Origin of the sequence: Brevibacillus sp. RS1.1 (genome assembly GCF_013284365.1) — a bacterium.
GTDB classification, from domain to species: domain Bacteria; phylum Bacillota; class Bacilli; order Brevibacillales; family Brevibacillaceae; genus Brevibacillus; species Brevibacillus brevis_D.
This window is the reverse complement of the sequence record NZ_JABSVA010000006.1, coordinates 1-17582: the sequence shown is the minus strand read 5'-3', so window position 1 is coordinate 17582 and position 17582 is coordinate 1. Positions and strand designations below refer to the sequence as shown.

12 protein-coding genes, 8 tRNA genes and 2 riboswitches are annotated in these 17582 nt (G+C 48.7%); of the genes, 1 reads left to right on the top strand and 19 read right to left on the bottom strand.

What is annotated here, in order from left to right:
* Positions 1 to 168: 168 nt before the first annotated feature.
* From purB to HP570_RS19510, 7 genes are all read right to left on the bottom strand, one after another.
* Positions 169 to 1464 (bottom strand): adenylosuccinate lyase, encoded by a 1296-nt coding sequence (gene purB / locus HP570_RS19540; protein ID WP_087341992.1) that lies wholly within the window; start codon positions 1462 to 1464, stop codon positions 169 to 171.
* A complete protein-coding gene (purK, locus tag HP570_RS19535; RefSeq protein ID WP_173626822.1) occupies positions 1461 to 2624 on the bottom strand; it encodes a 5-(carboxyamino)imidazole ribonucleotide synthase in 1164 nt (387 codons plus the stop codon). The genes purB and purK overlap by 4 nt, the downstream gene beginning before the upstream one ends.
* On the bottom strand, positions 2621 to 3109 hold the full coding sequence (gene purE / locus HP570_RS19530) for a 5-(carboxyamino)imidazole ribonucleotide mutase (protein ID WP_012684280.1): 489 nt from the start codon (positions 3107 to 3109) through the stop codon (positions 2621 to 2623). Before purE ends, purK begins: the two co-directional genes overlap by 4 nt.
* Before the next feature lie 181 nt (positions 3110 to 3290).
* A complete protein-coding gene (locus HP570_RS19525; protein WP_173626821.1) occupies positions 3291 to 4829 on the bottom strand; it encodes a M1 family metallopeptidase in 1539 nt (512 codons plus the stop codon).
* A gap of 19 nt (positions 4830 to 4848) precedes the next feature.
* Positions 4849 to 6345 carry a M1 family metallopeptidase gene (locus HP570_RS19520; protein ID WP_173626820.1) on the bottom strand — a complete coding sequence of 499 codons (1497 nt, stop codon included), beginning with the start codon at positions 6343 to 6345 and terminating at the stop codon, positions 4849 to 4851.
* Positions 6346 to 6404: 59 nt separating this feature from the next.
* On the bottom strand, positions 6405 to 7706 hold the full coding sequence (locus HP570_RS19515) for a histidine--tRNA ligase (RefSeq protein ID WP_173626819.1): 1302 nt from the start codon (positions 7704 to 7706) through the stop codon (positions 6405 to 6407).
* A 294-nt stretch (positions 7707 to 8000) separates the two neighbouring features.
* Complete coding sequence (locus HP570_RS19510) at positions 8001 to 9377, bottom strand: NCS2 family permease (RefSeq protein ID WP_142498446.1); 1377 nt, start codon at positions 9375 to 9377, stop codon at positions 8001 to 8003.
* Between the two features lie 177 nt (positions 9378 to 9554).
* Positions 9555 to 9656: riboswitch (purine riboswitch) on the bottom strand.
* A gap of 137 nt (positions 9657 to 9793) precedes the next feature.
* Here HP570_RS19510 and HP570_RS19505 point away from each other — a divergent pair.
* Entirely contained in the window at positions 9794 to 10279 is a 486-nt protein-coding gene (locus tag HP570_RS19505) for an NTF2 fold immunity protein (RefSeq protein ID WP_173626818.1), read from the top strand.
* A gap of 68 nt (positions 10280 to 10347) precedes the next feature.
* Here the strand turns inward: HP570_RS19505 and guaA are convergent, their stop codons facing one another.
* From guaA to HP570_RS19445, 12 genes are all read right to left on the bottom strand, one after another.
* On the bottom strand, positions 10348 to 11886 hold the full coding sequence (guaA, locus tag HP570_RS19500) for a glutamine-hydrolyzing GMP synthase (RefSeq protein ID WP_041749766.1): 1539 nt from the start codon (positions 11884 to 11886) through the stop codon (positions 10348 to 10350).
* Between the two features lie 158 nt (positions 11887 to 12044).
* A riboswitch (purine riboswitch) is annotated at positions 12045 to 12147 on the bottom strand.
* A 20-nt stretch (positions 12148 to 12167) separates the two neighbouring features.
* Positions 12168 to 14402, bottom strand: a complete 2235-nt coding sequence (locus tag HP570_RS19495) for a transglutaminase TgpA family protein (RefSeq protein ID WP_173626817.1) — start codon at positions 14400 to 14402, stop codon at positions 12168 to 12170.
* A 4-nt stretch (positions 14403 to 14406) separates the two neighbouring features.
* Entirely contained in the window at positions 14407 to 15612 is a 1206-nt protein-coding gene (locus tag HP570_RS19490) for a DUF58 domain-containing protein (RefSeq protein WP_142498449.1), read from the bottom strand.
* A 14-nt stretch (positions 15613 to 15626) separates the two neighbouring features.
* Positions 15627 to 16580 carry an AAA family ATPase gene (locus HP570_RS19485; RefSeq protein WP_173626816.1) on the bottom strand — a complete coding sequence of 318 codons (954 nt, stop codon included), beginning with the start codon at positions 16578 to 16580 and terminating at the stop codon, positions 15627 to 15629.
* Positions 16581 to 16776: 196 nt separating this feature from the next.
* Positions 16777 to 16853, bottom strand: a tRNA-Arg gene (locus tag HP570_RS19480).
* A gap of 7 nt (positions 16854 to 16860) precedes the next feature.
* Positions 16861 to 16936, bottom strand: a tRNA-Gly gene (locus HP570_RS19475).
* A 51-nt stretch (positions 16937 to 16987) separates the two neighbouring features.
* Positions 16988 to 17069 (bottom strand) — tRNA-Leu (locus HP570_RS19470).
* Between the two features lie 68 nt (positions 17070 to 17137).
* Positions 17138 to 17213 (bottom strand) — tRNA-Lys (locus tag HP570_RS19465).
* A 5-nt stretch (positions 17214 to 17218) separates the two neighbouring features.
* Positions 17219 to 17293, bottom strand: a tRNA-Gln gene (locus HP570_RS19460).
* A gap of 4 nt (positions 17294 to 17297) precedes the next feature.
* A tRNA-Thr gene (locus tag HP570_RS19455) sits at positions 17298 to 17373 on the bottom strand.
* A gap of 18 nt (positions 17374 to 17391) precedes the next feature.
* Positions 17392 to 17467: transfer RNA gene (locus HP570_RS19450), tRNA-Phe, on the bottom strand.
* A 35-nt stretch (positions 17468 to 17502) separates the two neighbouring features.
* A tRNA-Asp gene (locus HP570_RS19445) sits at positions 17503 to 17579 on the bottom strand.
* Positions 17580 to 17582 lie beyond the last annotated feature (3 nt).

Here is a 17582-nt window from a genome sequence, read left to right as displayed (position 1 = left end):
TAGTCCTCCTTATATCGGAATGAGTTTCCAATAATAGTAACCGCTTGACCGCTCATTGACAATTGAAGGTAGTCTTGAACTCACTTTCAGGGTTCTTAAAAAGCTTCTCCCCCACCGAGGCTACTATATAAAAAGAAACGCCCCCGAAAAATTCGAGGGCACTTGCATTTAAATCAATCCAAGACGTTGGAAAATCGTATCCACATGCTTCAAGTGGTAACGGTAGTCAAAGCACTCATCCAGCTCTTCCTTGGATAGTGTAGAGCTAACAGTCGCATCCTCATCGACGATCGCACGGAAGGAGCGTTGCTCTTCCCACGCCTGCATCGCACGAGGCTGTACCGTATCATAGGCTTGCTCGCGGCTCATGCCTTTTTCGATCAGCTTGAGCATCACTTGCTGCGAGTAGATCAATCCAAAGGTACGGTCCATATTGCGCTTCATGTTCTCAGGGAACACCGTCAAGTTTTTCACGATGTTCATGAAACGGCGCAGCATGTAGTTCAATGCTTGCGTCGCATCTGGCAAAATCACGCGCTCCGCAGAGGAGTGGGAAATATCCCGCTCATGCCAAAGGGAAACATTTTCATAGGAAGTGAGCATGTGACCGCGGATGACACGAGCCAGTCCGCAAATATTTTCGCTTCCGATTGGGTTGCGCTTGTGTGGCATTGCAGAAGAACCTTTTTGGCCTTTGGCAAATGCTTCTTCCACCTCGCGCATTTCGCTCTTTTGCAGACCGCGAATCTCTGTTGCGAATTTCTCCAAAGAAGTTGCGATCAGTGCCAATGTCGCCATGTACTCGGCATGGCGATCACGCTGCAAGGTTTGAGTAGAAATAGGCGCTGCAGACAGTCCCAGCTTCTCGCACACGTACGCTTCCACGAACGGATCGATGTTTGCGTATGTGCCAACTGCGCCAGAGATTTTGCCGTACGCCACTTCTTTTTTCGCAGCCTGAAAACGAGCCAGGTTACGCTTCATTTCTTCATACCACAGGGCCAGCTTCAAGCCAAAAGTCGTAGGCTCCGCATGTACGCCATGCGTTCTGCCCATGCAAACCGTATCCTTGTGCTCACGAGCTTTGTCTGCCAAAATCTCGATGAAGTCTTGGATATCCTTTTCCAAAATTTCGTTCGCCTGACGCAGCAGGTAAGACAGAGCAGTATCCACCACATCGGTAGAAGTCAGTCCGTAATGCACCCACTTCTTTTCTTCACCCAAGGTTTCCGATACCGCACGGGTAAACGCCACCACATCATGGCGTGTCTCTTCTTCGATCTCATAGATTCTGTTGATGTCAAAAGTAGCTTTATCCCACAGCTTTTTCACGTCTTCCTCAGGAATGACGCCCAGCTTGGACCATGCTTCACACGCGAGAATTTCTACTTCCAGCCACGCTTTGAATTTGTTTTCTTCCGTCCAAATGGCGCGCATTTCCGGTCGGGAATAACGTTCGATCATGATAATACCTCCGATGTATTCGTCCAGATTTTCAGCTCATCAATCAGGGTGAGCGCTTCTTCTACAGTAGGGGCGAGCACATTGATATGCCCCATTTTCCGCTTGGCCTTGCTCTCTGCTTTTCCGTACAAATGGAGCTTGGCTGTACGCGGCAGCTTGTCGATCTGATCGATGACAGGCTGTAGATGCTCTCCCAAAATATTAACCATCACGACGCTCGAGAGCAACTCTGTAGATCCCAAAGGCAGATTGCAAACCGCCCGAACATGCTGCTCAAACTGCGAGGTCACACAAGCATCCATGGTAAAATGCCCGGAGTTGTGCGGTCGCGGCGCCAATTCATTGACATACAGCTGACCATCTTCAGTCAAAAACAGCTCAACTGCAATGAGTCCGACCACATCCAGCTTTTCTACAATCGTGCGAGCAATTTCTTCCGCGCGGGCGGCTACTTCAGCCGAAATACGAGCGGGTACGATGCTCAGGTGCAGGATATTTTCCTGATGAATATTTTCTGACACAGGAAAAACAGCCAGTTCTCCCGCAGGATTGCGTGCAGCAACGACGGACAGCTCCATTTGGAAGGGTACAAATTGTTCCACGATGAGCTCTGCACCTGCTTTGGACAACGTTTCATACGCCTCCGCCAGCTCAGCCTCGCTTCTCAATACCCATTGTCCTTTGCCGTCATAGCCACCGGTTGCGGTCTTCATAACAGCAGGCAGCCCCAGTTCACGCACAGCTTCCTGCAAATCCTCCAAGCTGTTCACGACACAAAACGGGGCAACCGGGATGCCGATCTCGCGAATAGCGGTCTTTTCCCGAATCCGGTTTTGGGTGATACGCAAAAGGCGGCTTCCCTGCGGTACATAAGCGCGGCTCTCCAATACTTCAGCCACCTGTGCATCGACATTTTCAAATTCATAAGAGATGACATCACTGACCGAGGCAAGCTGCATCGCTGCTTCTACATCATCGTAGCTGGCAACAATTTGCCGATCAGCCGTTTGGCCGCATGGTGCGTCTGCTGTTGGGTCCATTGTGACAAAGCGGTAGCCCATAGCTCGTCCCGCAAGAGCAATCATCCGTCCAAGCTGTCCTCCGCCGAGTATTCCTAGGGTCGATCCTGGTTTGATTTGCTTACGGTCTTTGGTTGTCATTCGAGTTCACTAGCCTCCAGCACCTTATTGCGTACATCATCACGTCTTTGCACGAACCGCTCTTGTACGTCTGGATATTTGATCCCCAAAATTTGCGCAGCCAATAACCCTGCATTGATAGCTCCAGCTTTTCCGATCGCAACCGTCGCCACAGGCACGCCCCCTGGCATTTGCACAATCGACAAAAGCGAGTCGAGACCATTCAAGTTGGATGATTTCACCGGTACACCAATGACAGGCAACTCTGTCTTAGCAGCCACCATGCCTGGCAAATGGGCTGCTCCGCCCGCACCTGCAATAATGACCTCCAAGCCGCGGCTTTTAGCGGTCTCGGCATACGTAAACATCAAGTCTGGCGTTCTGTGTGCAGACACGACCTTCTTTTCGTACGGCACCTGCAATTCGTCCAAAATTGCGCAAGCTTCCTTCATTGTTTCCCAGTCTGACGTACTGCCCATAATGACTCCTACCAAAGGCTGTAGCATGAACCATTCGCCCCCTACGTTTTGTATCATCAGAAGAAAACCCAACCGACTAACGGCTTTTCGCGCCGCTCTCATCGCCTGGGCTATTCGAACTCGTTTTCTCTCAACGTATTCAGTGTAGCAGGGAGAAAGTTTGCCTGTCAACCTCGTTTCCGAACATTTTAAAATGATAAATCAAAAATTATTCGTGTTTGCCTTTTTCTACCCAATCGTTGGCCGCTTCGGCTTTCTCTAGCTCGACCTGAAGCCAATAATCCAAATAGGGACTGGCATCCGCCCCGGCAGCTGTGGTCAATAGCAAGTTGATTTGCTCCCCGTTCGCCTGCTTGTATTGATGATCTCGTACATATTGACGCAACACCTGATGCAGTCGTTCGACTCCCCATTTTTCTTTCAAGTTCCACCACATGGCACCCGCTCGCCCATAGACGAGGTCATTGTAGCTCCTCCAGTCTGGAAAAGCCTCCACGGACGACTTTGCATTGACTCCTTGGTTCGCATATCCTTCCGCTGCACGTGCTTGGCCTAGCCGCATCTGAATATACGCTTGTGAACGCGAGGGAGACTTTTGCTGCAAAAATACCATCGTCGCATAATCTGTCAGCCCCTCATCCAGCCACGCCTCTCGCACCTCGTCGTTTCCGACCAACCCGTAAAACCACTGATGTGCCGTCTCATGCGCTACGATCGCTTCCCCCATAGAATCTCTACGGTCAAAATACTCCTGGGCAATAAAAACGAGGCCCGGGTATTCCATGCCTCCAAAGAAGCCGCCTGTTTTGACAACATCGTATTCCTTATACGGATACACTCCGAACTGTTTTCCGTAATAGTCGAGAGACTCCCTGGCAGTCTCATGGATTCGTTCTACGTTTTGCGGGTCATCACTTATCTGCACCCATGTACGTACGATGGTTTCTCCGACCTTGCCAGATATAGGCTGGTACGTATCGTCCATGACAACAAGAGCAAAATCACGAACGTTCCATGCGTCCACCTCATAGATTTTTAACCGTTGCGGTCTCGTCTCGGTGATGACAGCCACGCTCTCCAATCCACTCGTAGCAAGCTGGTACCCCTCTGATAACTGCACACGTAAATGATAATTCGCCACTTCCGAGTAAAAAGGATCGCCTATCGCGGAATAAGGATCGAGCCGCCAGCCTCCTGCATCCTTGACCGCCAGGATCGGCAGCCAATTGCCTAGCCACATCGCATGATCATGGTAAGACATTCGCCCATTGTTAAAAGGAACCTCGAGCTGAAAATTCATCTCCACCACCGTCTCAGCGTTCGAAGTTCTTGCAGGAAGGGGCACTTGTAAAAGCATATTGGTCTTTCCTGCATACTGTACGCCGACACTTTTTCCGTTTACTCGTACTTCGTTTATCCTGATACCGCCAGGCTCACGCTGTTTGCCCAGCACAGCCTCCCAATTCTCTCCACTGAGAGCAGCATTTGCAGAGAAAGCATTGGGATATAAATGAAAAAAAGCTTGGTCATCTTGGGGGACAAAACGAGCCATCAGCATGCCTTTCACCACGTGCTTGTTCATATCGATTTGTACGTCGGCCTTGTAAGTGACTGCAGCCTGCTTGTGACCAATCGGCACAATCTCCTGAGCATCTACGCCAGCCTGCCCTGTCCAAGGCCGGATGTTCAAGAATACAGTCAAAACGACTCCTACTGCGACGATGACCACCCAATGCTTCCGCCACATCGTGATCCCCTGCCTTCGATTACTTCTTCTGATGCTTGAGTCGTTGGCGCTCCAGCCAAGCAGCTGCCTGTTCCTGCTGGGACATGTCTACTTTCAACCAATAGTCCAAGAAAGCGCCCGCATCTTCTCCGGCCATCTCAGATAGAAAGGCTCCCCATTCCTTTCCGGTCACCACCTGATAACGATACTTCTCGACATACTGCTTTAAAACGTCATGTACCCTTTCTTCCCCCCACGCTCCCTGCAATAGCCACAGCATCGAGGACGTACGGGAATAAACGAGATCGCTATAACTTTGATTATTAGGAAATGCAGACAGCGCTTGCCAAGGACGTTGTTCCTCTGCCACGTAATACTGAACAGAGGTGCCCTGCCCCAGCCGTCTGCGTACCCGTTCTGCTCCCAACAGCGGGTCTTGCTGAGATAAGTATGAGAGTGTCACGTACTCTGTGAATCCCTCATCCAGCCATGCTTCCTTTACCTGATTATTTCCGAGTAATCCGTAAAACCACTGATGTGCCGTCTCATGGACAACCGTGACAATACCTGTTTCTTCCCCTGAAAAGAAATGACGCCCGTCGAGAAAGACCAATGCTGGGTACTCCATTCCATTTATTGCGCCACCGGTTCTTACCACATCGTATTCGGTATAGGGGTAGGCGCCCAATTGATGATGAAAATAGGCCAGAGACTTCGCTGCTGCTTCATGAATCTGCTCAGCAGTTTCCGGATCATCTGTTTTCCGCCACCATGTTCGAACGACTGTTTCGCCCACCTTTGTTTCCGTTCGCTGATAGGAGGCATCCATAACGACGAGGGCAAAATCCCTCACATTTTCTGCACCGAGCTGTATCGTCTTTTCTCCCTCACGAGTAGAAACCTGTTTCGCAGCCATATCAGGCGCTGTGCTCGCCAGCTGATACTCTTTTGGCAGCGTTACGTTCACCTCATAATCTGCGTTCTCACTATAAAATGGATCACCGACAGGCTCGTACGGATCGAGATGCCAGCCTTCCTTGTCGTACACCGCAAGAACCGGGAGCCAGTTCCCCAGCCAGAGTGAGTGGTCATCGTACGACATCCTGCCGTCGTTTCGCGGAAGAATCATCTCGAACTCCATCACGATCGTTCGTGGGCCCATCTGTCCTTCTAGAGGCACTTCGAATATGTTCAGGTCTTTCGTCTGTTTACTGGCAACCGCAATGCCATCGACCAGTAGCTTTTTATTAGTGTATGTGCCAAGCGTTGGGCCATTGCCTAAAAGTTCCTCCCATAGCATGCCTTGATGCTCTTCTGTAAATACGTTCGGGTAAAGATGGAGATAGGCACGAGTAGGGTCTTTTGGCCAAAAGGCAATCGTTACGGTTCCTGCTACTTCCTTCTTGATTGGATCAATTCGCACATCCGCCTGATAGAGGGGTTTACGCGTAAGCGCAGTACCCTCCTCAGCATTTACAGGCAACATCCACGTCAAAAACAATAAGCTACAACCGACCAGTGAGACCCATTTCTTCACGCCATCTCCCCCTTTTCTCTACTGTACAAAAAATGGAAGAAAAAGACTATCTTTCCTCTTTACCCTGATAGCTTGTCGGACAGCCACTTTTCAACCAACTCCAAAGGAACCGGCTGTTCTGTTCCCTCTCGCATATCTCTTACGACGACCTGCCCACTGTTCACTTCGTTTTCCCCATAGATCAAGGCAAAAGCAAAGCCTTCCTTGTTTGCATAATCGAGTGCTTTTTTCAGTCGTCTACCAGTCAGCTCCAGCTCGACTCTAATGCCGCTCTCGCGCAATCGATTGGCCAGGCCAAGACTGGATGCTTCCGTCCCGAGGGCAATGACGAGTACATCGGCAGCTCTCTGCTCCTCCGTGTTGCGATTTGCCAGCGCTGCAAGAATGACATCCAATCCAAACGAAATCCCTACAGCAGGATACTCTCTTTCATCATCCAAAAGCCGACCGATAATCTGATCGTAACGTCCCCCACTACCGATACTGGACGTCATACTTCCATCCTGCAAAAAGATCTCATACACAATCCCTGTGTAGATCCCTAAACCTCTTGCTAAAAATGGCGAGAAACGAAGCTCACCCTTCACACCCGCTCCTGTTACATAAGCAAGCATTTCACGGAGCTCCCGAATCCCTTCCTGAACTAGCGGGGATGTAAAGCGCTCTGTCAACAGATCCAGCGTAATCTCACCTTCTTGCAGGAAAGACGTTGTGGCCAACACGAGTGACTCCTCGACGTTTCGCTCCCGCAAGTCATCACGCACTCCGTCCACGCCGATTTTCTCGAGCTTATCCAGCGACAGCATGACATCCCCGGCCTGCTCTACGGGAACTCCCAGCTCCTGAAGCACCCCAGATAACAGCTTGCGGTTGTTGACCTCAATGTACACGTCGAGCCCCAACCGCTTGAATGCCTCAAAAGCCATACTGAGCAATTCTGCTTCAGCCAGCACCGATGTGGTTCCCACGATATCGACATCGCATTGAATAAATTCGCGCAAACGTCCGGTTTTTACTGGGCCGTCCCGAAATACTTTTCCGATCTCATACCGCTTGAACGGCATCCGCATCTCAGGATTCATGCCCACTACCTTTGTCAACGGTACAGTCAAATCATACCGCAGGCCGAGTTCTCTATCTCCTTGATCGTTCAAACGATACACTTCCTTCAAGATCTCATCCCCGCCGCCGTACTTGGATGCCAGCAATTCGTAGTGCTGCAACATAGGCGTCTCCAATGGCTTACAGCCGTATGTCTCAAATACAGCCTCGAGCGTCCGTCGTATCCAGTTTCGTTGCATCTGCTCCTGCGGCATGAAATCTTTTGTGCCTTTTACCGTTTTTAATACTTCGTTTTCCATGAATAACACCCTTTCTTTTATCAGATTGAGAAAACCAAAAAAGCCATGCAAGGCAACTTCTTGCCCGCATGGCTTCCTAAATGCACCACCGCAGGCACGAAGCACAAGAAGCGCTTGCACCTGCGGAAAAATTTCCGAAGATACAAACGCTCTACGTGTGGTGATGCTGTTGAAGGAACATGTTTAGACCTGTCATGGGAATCGGTCCATCCTTCCGTGAAAAAAGATTTTTCCTATCATAGCGCAAAAAAAGCTCCCCGTCCAGTAGACGAAGAGCCTCATTCCCAAATAATCCTATTCGCGCAACCAGATGAAGTACGCCAGGAAGACGAAGAACAGCACATACATCGCGGGATGCACTTCGCGAGCCTTGCCCTTCATTACCTTCATCACCGGATAAACGATGAAGCCTGTCGCAATACCTGTTGCAATACTGTAAGTCAATGGCATCAACAAAATGGTCAGGAATGCAGGGAATGCTTCATCCAGGTCATCCCAAGCCACTTTTGCAATGTGAGAAGCCATCAGAACACCGACGATAATGAGCGCTGGTGCCGTAACCGCAGGTGTGACAATCGCAAGAAGCGGTGAGAAGAACAACGCCAGCAGGAACATAATCCCTGTTACAACTGCGGTAAATCCAGAGCGCCCGCCTGCCGCTACCCCTGCTGTCGACTCAACGTAAGCTGTAGTGGTAGATGTACCGAGTACCGCACCTGCCATACCTGCAATTGCATCGGAAGCGAGTGCTTTTCCTGGACGTGGCAAATTGCCGTCTTCGCGGAGCAACCCCGCTTGGCTCGCCACACCCAAGAGCGTACCTGTGGCATCGAAAAAGTCTACAAACAAGAATGTCAACACAACAATCAGCATGTTCACGGTGAACAAAGCGGATGGATTACCGAGATATTGGAACGCAGCACCGAATGTAGGAGCAAGGCTAGGTGGTGCAGAAACGACTTGCTCAGGCAAATTCACCAGTCCGAAAAACATCCCGGTAATCGCCGTAATCAACATCCCGATAAAGATACCTGCATTGACTTTGCGAGAAAGCAGAATGACCGTCACGATCAGACCAAACACAGCAAGCAATGCATTTTTCGCTGCCAAAATTGCTTCCGGCTTCATGCCCTCGTGATAGAAGGTCAGATGTCCCAGCGCTACGAAGGTGGCATCATTGGCTACGATGATACCTGCGTTTTTCAAACCGATAAACGCGATAAAAAGTCCAATCCCTGCCGAAACTGCGTACTTCAAGCTTTGTGGAATCGCTTTGATGATCGCTTCACGAACCCCTGTCAGGGACAGAATCAAAAAGATCGTACAAGAAAGGAATACGCCAGCCAAAGCCTGTTGCCAAGGAATTTGCATCGTCAGAACGACGGTATAAGTAAAAAATGCGTTCAATCCCATTCCCGGAGCTTGACCGATCGGCAAACGTCCAAAAATACCCATTAACAGTGTACCGAGAGCAGCAGCCAAAGCCGTTGCGGTAAAGACAGCCCCAAATGCAGGATAGTTTGCTTTCAAATCTGGCGGCAGATCCGCACCACTGAGAATGAATGGATTGACAGCCAAAATATATGCCATTGCCAAAAAAGTAGTGATACCCGCGATGATTTCGCGTCGGTAATTGGTGCCTAGCTTGTCAAACTCGAAATACTTCCGCACCTATAAGTCCCCCCATACTAAACTTGTTGCAAAAAATAGTCTAACTGTTTTTTGCCGACCGTAAACGAAAAACGTCGACGTTTTTCACAAAAAAAAAGGCCCGGACGCTCTTATCATGCGCCTGGCCGTCAAACAAAACACTTCGGGAATAATTCCAAATATAATAACAAAATCAGATCCCGATGACATTTTGTTCGTAGCCAGGTCGTTAACGGCGACCATGTAGAAACTCTTGAGCCATAATCTCAAGAATATACGAACCTTCCTATATTACCTGCTCACATTGAGAAGTGTATCAGGTGACATAGGGAATGTCAACGAAAATACGAACATTCATTTTTAAAAAGAGTTTAATATCCGGATATTTCCCGAGAAGGCCTGTGTTATACTTCATAACTAGATGGAGGAGATCCAAAATGAGCTATATGGATGCTTGGGAGCAAATAATAGCGGAGCAGGAACGAGAACGTGACCGGCTTCGAGTCAATCGAGTCACCGTACGGGTCGACGATATGAAAAAGAGCAAGCACAACGTTCATCAAAAGGAAAAGGTCATCGAATATGGCTTTGTGGAACGTGATTTGTATGATGAGAATTTAATTGGGAGGTTTGAACTCTATTTCGCTGATCGTGACACTCTTCTCCAGCAAGATCGGTTTGGAGATGAATTTGCTTTTGGTGAGCTTACAGATGAACATGCAGTTGCAACGGCAATCTTCTCCTATTTATCGGAGCACTATTCTCAGTTTTTGGAGGAAACTCCCTTCGCTATTAGCTACAACCCTATTGCAGAAGCTTGGATTATTGAAGGAACGCTTCCTCCGGGATGGCTAGGCGGGGTCATTTATATTGCTCTTGCAAAAGAAAATGGAAAACTTCTCATGATGTATGGAACGAAATAATTCTTGATCATAAAAAAACTCTCTTTTATTCGCAAATCACGCAAATAAAAGAGAGTCATTTTTTGTTCCTATTCCCACTCAATCGTTGCTGGTGGTTTGGACGTTACATCATACACAATGCGGTTTACATTGTCTACTTCATTCACGATACGCACAGAGATTTTCTCCAATACATCCCACGGAATGCGTGCCCAGTCAGCAGTCATACCATCAATGGACGTTACCGCACGAATCCCTACGGTGTAAGAATACGTACGAACATCTCCCATTACACCTACGGTCGTCATGTTTGGCAAAGCCGTGAAGTACTGCCAGATTTCCCGATCAAGACCTGCCTTGGCAATCTCCTCACGCAAGATCGCATCGGATTCACGAACGATCTTCAGTTTTTCTTCCGTCACTTCACCCAAAACACGAATGCCGAGGCCTGGTCCTGGGAATGGCTGACGCCAAACAATCTCATCTGGCAAGCCCAACTCGGTACCCAGTTTGCGTACTTCGTCTTTGAACAATGCTTTCAATGGTTCAATCAACGTGAACTTCATGTCTTCTGGCAAACCGCCTACGTTGTGGTGCGATTTGATCGTTTGTGCAGTCGCTGTTCCGCTCTCTACGATATCGGTGTACAGCGTACCTTGTGCCAAGAAATCCATATCTGTCAGCTTCGCAGCTTCCTCATCGAATACATAAATGAACTCGTTACCGATGATTTTGCGCTTTTGCTCTGGGTCAGATACACCTTTGAGCTTGCTCATAAAACGCTCGCGAGCATCGATCTTGATCACTTTCATGGAGAATTTCTCACCGAATGTCTCCATTACCCCTTCTGCTTCCCCTTGGCGCAGAAGACCGTGGTCAACGAACATGCACGTCAATTGATCGCCAATCGCTTTGTGAATCAGCGCTGCTACTACGGAAGAATCCACACCGCCGCTCAACGCACACAGTACTTGCTTGTTGCCGACTGTTTCACGAATGCGAACCAGCTCGTCCTCGATGAACGTCGTCATGCTCCAAGTCGCTTCACATCCACAAACGTTGAACAGGAAGTTTCCGATGAACTCTGTACCTTTTTGAGTATGAACTACTTCTGGATGGAACTGTACGCCGTACAGCTGGCGCTCAATGTTGCTGATTGCAGCTACCGGGCAGCTGTCGCTTACCGCATCAATGACAAATCCGGTTGGGAGCTCCACTACTTTGTCAGAGTGGCTCATCCACACGATTTCGCTTGTATCCCATTTGTCGTACAAGCCGTGTTTTTGCTGCATACGCAGTTCGGCTTTTCCGTACTCGCGTTTACCCGCGCGTTCTACTTTTCCGCCCGTCAAATGGCTCATCAACTGCATTCCGTAGCAAATACCCAATACAGGCAGGCCCAGATCAAAAATTGCAGGGTCTACAGTTGGTGCTCCCTCTTCGTACACGCTAGCAGGTCCGCCAGAGAAAATAATCCCTTTTGGATTCATCTCTTTAATCTTTTCAACAGGTGTATTGAACGGAATCAGTTCACTATAAACACCCAGATCGCGTACACGGCGCGCGATCAACTGATTGTACTGGCCTCCGAAATCGAGTACGACGACCATTTCCATTGACTTGTCCATCATATCCCCCTTCTCCTGTAACATACAGGACGTGCAAGTGTCGGCATGCCATGCGAAGTTGTCGCATATTTGCAAAAAAGCCGGGACTGCTATCTCCGGTAAACAATACGGAGGCAACGTCCCAGCTTGTGTACACATGTGCGGTTTGCATGTACAAAAATCCGATGTGCTCTCCTCGTAGTCGCCAAATTTACGGTCTAGCGGTAGAAACTTTCAGGCCCTATTCCTGATCATTATACGAGTCTCATTGATCGTCATTCTAGCAGATGGAACGGCATTGTTCAAGGCTTCAATTGACGGATTAACCGTTCGAGTATTTGCTCTGCTATTGTTCTCGCATTTTGTTCCATTTGTTTATAGCCATACACGGTACGCTCGTACAGCTCCGTCAAATAGCGCAGGTCTTGTCGCTTGTCTGCCGGCAGGGTCATCCTGCCCACGTACTCCCGCAACGTTTCTCCTCGCTGTCTGCGTGTGTAGACTCGCTCCATCATCCGCATTAGCAAATGGTACCGATCCGGGAACTCACTGCTTCGCTCTTGATTCAGTTGCCTACGCATCCACCATAGCTGGATGTCTTGTTTGCGGCGCCACACGATAATTCCTGCCGCGACAACGACTACAGCCAATCCCGCGTTCACTTGCCAAGGAATTTTAATCCCACTACCTGCCGGGCTGTCTCCCTCTTCCAGTTCATTGAAACGTCCATTCCCACGATCGCTGTCCGTTTGATTCGCCAGGTTTGGCAACGGAACAGGGATCTCCGGCTTTGAAGTGACCAGATCATAATTAAAACGAACAGGTGACATGAATGTACTCGTCGCTTCAAACGGAACCCAACCGACCCCCGGGAAGTATACCTCTACCCACGAGTGAGCATCTTTGTTGCGCACTTCTACAGTCTCGTAGTTAAACGCATCCGTTCCCACTCGTTCACCAGGTGCGAAGCCCTTGACCCAACGTGTCGGGATATCCAGAGTACGAAGCATAATCGCCATCGAAGTGGAAAAATGGTCACAGTACCCTCGAAGGCTGTCAAACAAGAAGTGATCGACAAAATCCTGACCTTCTGGAGCGACAGGAACGTCTTTCGTTTCATACTTATATTTTCCACTTGAGCGCAAGTAATTCTCGATCGCTCTCACTTTGTCATAAGGAGTCTTCGCATCCTTGGTAATCGTTGCAGCGAGCTCTCTTACTCGCGGAGGAACCGAAGCTGGCACTTGCAAGTAGCGCTCTTTGATATCATCCGGATAATTCGTCCCCGCATTCGTCACGGCCTTTTCACTGACAATCGGTACTTCTGTCTCGACCTTGTATTGATTCAGTTTGAGCAAAAGCGGATTGGGGCCGTACTCTGGCCGACCGTTTTTCTCACTCAGCTGAACCAAGTTGATTTTTCCCGCCCGTACTTCGAGCTGCTGATTCATTTTGTCATAAACAACGGTTGCCTCTGGTGGCGCATAATTGCTCACCTTTTTCAGCTGACCTTGATAAAAGACAGTCGGGAATTGCTGCGGGCCTTTAAATTCTAATGTAGCTTGAACCTTCTTTGTTTCAAGCCCTTGGAACAGCGTATTCTCCCATGTATAGGTTTGCGGGTCCAGGATTGACTCATACTCTCTATCGCCTTTTTCCCAGCCAACTCCCGTATACACGTCCTTCGAGTCACCGCGCCAATAGCTGTGCTCGTTCGTTTTTGCAATAAACACTAATGTGTTATCTTGCAGGAAAGGACCGCCCAACCGTTCATCGTTGTTGTCGTATCCTACTTTTTTCATCACACCAACAGGGGTATCTTTCCCTTTCCCTGTTAAAAAGGCGATCGGATCAGGCCATGACGGTCCTGACTTCGGTGCAGCATAACCGATGCTGATGCAAGCCATAATGACCAACACCGAAGCCATGAGGGAGTTGAGCATGATTCGGCTTCTCTTCCCTGCCAGTGTTGCCATGTTCATCATCTTCATCAGATGGCTAATGGCCAGCATCAGGAAACCAATAATCAGCGTCCGTACAACCCCTGCACTGGCATCATACGGGAGAAAGGTATCCAATACAGCCAAATACAATTCCGTCAAAAAGACAAACCATAAGCCTTGCCGTTGTTCCAGCACGAGATACGTTAACATCGTCGCTAAAAGCACCAGGACGAGATCAAACATTGTATTCCGCGACAAGATCGACATGCTGGCCCAGTCCTGTTGAAACGCTAACGGAAGATCGTGAATCATCTGCCCGTACAATTGACCAATCCATTCCGAATCAAAAAACGGTTTGTCAAATAAAGTAGCATGCAAAAGCACCATTAGCCCCAGTGCCTTGATCGGCAGGGTTAACCACCGATAAGGAATCAACAGGTCAATGATAATGACTCCACCCACAATTGCATAAAACGGCCACAGAATGCCCGTATCGGTTAATGTCTGTAGAGGAATCAGCCACTCTCGTAACATCAGGAACAGAAAAAGGGCCAAGACCCATTCCCAAATCGTTGGACGCCTCCAAACGCTCATGAGTCTATGCACCTCCTATCCGTTTCCACTCTTGATCATCCATGTGAATAGACGTACATGTTACTTTGTTTGCGCCAAGCAGCTGCAACGCTTGTTTTTGTTCATGCGAAATCGTTGACTCGTTCTGCATGAGAAACAACTGCACCCGTCTGCCTTTTTGAGCGAGTGTGACCAAACGACTGATCAACGTTTTTTCTACATGCGGTGTAATAATAATCAAAGTGACACCTTGAGGCTGCTCCAATGCTTCTCTTCCCACAATTCGTGCAAATAACTCTTGTCCTTCTGGCGCGACACGAGCTAATTGATCAAAAACTCTGAGGAAATGGGCATGGGACAGACCTGGTGGTATCGATATGCGATCTGTTTGTTTGTACACGAGCCCATAATGGTATTGATTCCGATTGGCGTAAGCGATCAGACTAGCCGCTAGCTTCACCGCTGTTTCGAACAAGTGCACAGGCTTCCCTTGGTAGCTCGCCTTCTCCACATCAAGGAAAAAGACAGCCTGATTCATTGCCTGATGCTCAAATTCCTTCGTCTTTAGACCCGTCCCCCGTGCAGAAGCTCGCCAATGAATTTGGCTCAACCGATCGCCCCGATGATAGTCTCTTACGCCCCGTACTGCTGCAACGTCATCAGAGCGCCGATGGGAAACATGCACCGTCCCACTGAAGCTCCCGTCACCCAGGGCCCAATGGGTCAATTCTTTGTATTTTGGATAAACGAGAAACTCCTGAGAAATCGAATAAACTTTGCGGCGCTCAAAAAACCCAAAGAAATCCCCGCCGCTCACTACACATTCATCGAGACGATAGTATCCCCTCGGTACATTAGGTATGACATAACGAAACTCGACTTCCCTTTTGAACCACGGGAATATCAGTTGTCGATGCGGCTCATACACGCCAGCCAACCTCGCCGGCAAAGGCTCCATAATCATATTCCAGCCCAGCGGAAACCAAATCCTCCGGCGCAAACGTATCGTTACAATGACATCTTCCCCATCCTGCAGACGATTGCGATCTAGTTCACGCTCGACTTCTAGCTTCGTGAACATGAGTACATAAGCGACAATTTCATACAGGAGAAACACCAAACTACTATAGAAAAGAAACCAGCTTGAGAAGCCACCTTGAAATTTTGCGAATACATAAGTGACCAGAACTAATGCAATCGCCTTGAGCTTACCCCACCTTTGCTGTCTCATCTGTAATCACCGCCTTAGCTTACCGGGACACGGGTCTCAGACAAGATCATAGCCAACACCCGATCTACGGTTGCTCCTTCCAGTCTTGCTTCTGGTTTCACAATCATACGGTGTGCAAACACTACTGGAACGAGTTCCTTCACGTCATCTGGAATGACATAGTCACGTCCACGGACGAAGGCCAACGCCTGAACAGCCCGGAAAAGAGCAAGAGAACCGCGCGGGCTCACGCCTAGATAAATATGATGATGCTCACGCGTACGATGACATAGACGCACGATGTATTCTTTTATTCCTTCCGATACCTTGATCGCTGATACCTGGCGTTGGAGTTCCGCAAGCTCGGCGGTGGTCATAACCGGCTGAAGCTCTTCCAATGGATTCGCTGCCGAGAATCTAGACAGCATCCGCATTTCTTCCTCTACCGTTGGATATCCCAAGCTTACTTGCATGATAAATCGGTCCAATTGAGCTTCAGGTAATGGGAAAGTCCCTTCATACTCTAATGGGTTTTGTGTAGCCATCACAAAAAACGGCTCTGCCAATCGATACGTAGCACCATCAATTGTTACCGAGCGCTCTTCCATGGCTTCCAAGAGTGCAGATTGTGTTTTCGGCGAAGTCCGATTAATTTCGTCTGCAAGAATGACATTTGCAAAAATCGGTCCTTGACGGAACTCAAACTCCAAACTTTTTTGATTAAAGATAGCAACCCCTGTCACATCCGTTGGCAACAAATCAGGGGTAAATTGAATACGTTTAAAATCACCGCTGATGGATTTGGACAATGCCCGTACCATCATGGTCTTCCCAACGCCTGGTACATCTTCGAGCAAAACGTGACCATTCGCTAGAACAGCCGCTACCATCAGCTCAATCGCAGAGCGTTTACCAATCAGTACTTTTTCTATATTATCGATTAAACTAGCTATTGCAGGATTTACTTGTTCCAATTTGATAGGGTTCATCTTGATACAACTCCTGTTCCATGATATTCTGCCGCAGGTTTGTAACAGCTGTTCCTCCATGCTTTCAGTGTAATTCTAAAGTAATGGATGCAAATAGGAGATACAAGGAAAAAATACTTAAAATTTGAAAAAATACACAAGTTATTATAAAAAAAAGAGTAGGATCTATTCCTACTCTTCGGTTTCATATGAAATATGGCGTGCCCTGAGAGATTCGAACTCCCGACCTTTTGATTCGTAGTCAAACGCTCTATCCAGCTGAGCTAAGGGCACAAATAAATGGAGCGGACGAAGGGTCTCGAACCCTCGACCTTCGCCTTGGCAAGGCGACGCTCTACCAATTGAGCTACGTCCGCATGTTACATTTTATAAAGTTTGTACTATGGGCAAAGCTTTCTGTCATAGTATGGTGCGGGTGAAGGGACTTGAACCCCCACGGTTGCCCGCCAGAACCTAAATCTGGTGCGTCTGCCATTCCGCCACACCCGCATTTTACTTAGAACAGAAAAGGCATTGCTATTACTATCACGCAGCTTTGCTTGTTCAGCTAAAAAAACTGGTGAGCCATGAAGGACTCGAACCTTCGACCCTCTGATTAAAAGTCAGATGCTCTACCAACTGAGCTAATGGCTCGCAAATGGCTGGGGTACTAGGATTTGAACCTAGGAATGACGGAGTCAAAGTCCGTTGCCTTACCGCTTGGCTATACCCCAATGGTGGTGCCGGCAATAGGACTTGAACCCACAACCCCCTGATTACAAGTCAGGTGCTCTACCAATTGAGCTATACCGGCGCCGTTAAATTTAATTAGTGGTGGCTCGGGACGGAATCGAACCGCCGACACGAGGATTTTCAGTCCTCTGCTCTACCGACTGAGCTACCGAGCCATTTATGATTGATCTTCGCCATTCTTTAAGAAAAATGGCGGAGCTGACGGGACTCGAACCCGCGACCTCCGGTGTGACAGACCGGCGTGAACTCCAACTTCACCACAGCTCCATT